Annotated in this window: 3 protein-coding genes; 2 read left to right on the forward strand and 1 reads right to left on the reverse strand. The window is 64.0% G+C overall.

The features are described 5' to 3' along the window. Both IH615_RS09365 and IH615_RS09370 read left to right on the forward strand, forming a co-directional pair. A partial coding sequence (locus tag IH615_RS09365; protein ID WP_291361603.1) for a CoA transferase subunit A occupies window positions 1-651 on the forward strand: 651 nt, incomplete at its 5' end. A gap of 11 nt (window positions 652-662) precedes the next feature. Then, window positions 663-1,316: a 3-oxoacid CoA-transferase subunit B gene (locus IH615_RS09370; RefSeq protein WP_291361604.1), complete on the forward strand. Its 654-nt coding sequence runs from the start codon at window positions 663-665 to the stop codon at window positions 1,314-1,316. Window positions 1,317-1,346: 30 nt separating this feature from the next. On the opposite strand, the gene IH615_RS09375 is transcribed toward IH615_RS09370, so the two are convergent. Beyond that, window positions 1,347-1,716, reverse strand: a 370-nt coding sequence (locus IH615_RS09375) for a thioesterase family protein (protein ID WP_291361605.1), incomplete at its 5' end; no start/stop codon positions are given.

Below are 1,716 nucleotides of genomic sequence, written 5' to 3' on the forward strand. Positions count from 1 at the left end.
GACGGCCAGACCATCGCCGTAGGCGGGTTCGGCCTCTGCGGCATTCCCGAGGCCCTGATCGCTGCCCTGCGCGACACCGCGGTCAAGAACCTGACGGTTATTTCCAATAATGCCGGCGTCGACGGCTTCGGCCTCGGCCAGTTGCTCGAGAGCCGCCAGATCAAGAAGATGATCTCGTCGTACGTGGGCGAGAACAAGGAATTCGAACGCCAGTACCTGGCCGGCGAACTCGAACTCGAATTCACCCCCCAAGGCACGCTGGCCGAGAAACTGCGCGCCGGTGGCTCGGGAATCCCGGCTTTCTTCACCCGCACCGGGGTCGGCACGATCGTGGCCGATGGCAAGGAACTGCGCGAGTTCGACGGCATTCAGTACGTGATGGAACGCGCGCTGGTCGCCGAGGTCTCGCTCGTGAAGGCCTGGAAGGCTGACCGCTCGGGCAACCTGATCTTTAGACGCACGGCGCGCAACTTCAATCCCAACATCGCCATGGCGGGCAAGATCACCGTGGTCGAGGTCGAGGAAGTGCTCGAGACCGGAGCGATCGATCCCGACGACGTGCACCTCGCCGGCATCTACGTGCACCGCATCGTCCATAACCCGAATCCCGAGAAGCGCATCGAGCAACGCACGCTTTCTCAGGCGCGCTGAGGAGAACAGATATGCCCTGGAACAGAGACCAGATGGCGGCCCGCGCCGCCAAGGAACTGCAGGACGGCTTCTACGTCAACCTTGGCATCGGCTTGCCGACCCTGGTGGCCAACCACGTACCGGCGCAAATGGAGGTCTGGCTCCAGTCGGAGAACGGCCTGCTCGGCATCGGACCGTTTCCGACCGAAGACGAAATCGACGCCGACATCATCAACGCCGGCAAGCAGACCATCACCACCCTGCCCGGCTCGTCGATCTTCTCCTCGGCTGACTCGTTTGGCATGATCCGCGGCGGCAAGATCAACGTCGCGATCCTGGGCGCCATGCAGGTCAGCGCCAAGGGCGACCTGGCCAACTGGATGATCCCCGGCAAGATGGTCAAGGGCATGGGCGGGGCGATGGATCTGGTCGCCGGTGTCGGCCGCGTCATCGTGTTGATGGAACACGTCGCGAAGAAGAAGGACGGCAGCACGGACATGAAACTGCTGCCCGAATGCACCCTGCCGCTGACCGGTGTAGCCGTGGTCGACATGATCATTACCGACCTGGGCGTGCTCGAGGTCACTGCTGCCGGGTTGAAGCTCACCGAACTCGCCGATGGCGTCACGGCTGACGAAGTGGTCGCCAAGACCGGCTGCCCGGTCGACGTCAGCGCCGTTCAGTAATCCGCCTCGCTTAGCGCGATCCCCGGCCAATCAGCCGGGGATTCGCGCGACCCCTTCCTGTCCGCCCCAGGGGCGAACTATGGCCGAGCGGATCTCGGGCGGCAGGGGCGCCGACTTCTTGGCCGGGAAATCCACCCAGACCACCTTGGCACCACCATGGGCGTAGACCGTGTCCGGATCATCGGTGCGCGAAAGGTCCGCGGAGGTCTCGAAACTCGCCCGCCCGATCGCGCCGACATAGCACCGGCACAACACCGTGCCCGGGTATTCGAGCTGGCGCACAAAGCTGCAGTGGGCGTTGACGATCACCGGCCCCATGCCGCTCGGGTCGGGCGGCAATCCCATATGCTCGAACCAGCTGATCCGCGCCTGCTCGAGGTAGCGGAAATAGACGGTATTG

Source organism: Devosia sp. (genome assembly GCF_014860165.1).
GTDB lineage: Bacteria > Pseudomonadota > Alphaproteobacteria > Rhizobiales > Devosiaceae > Devosia.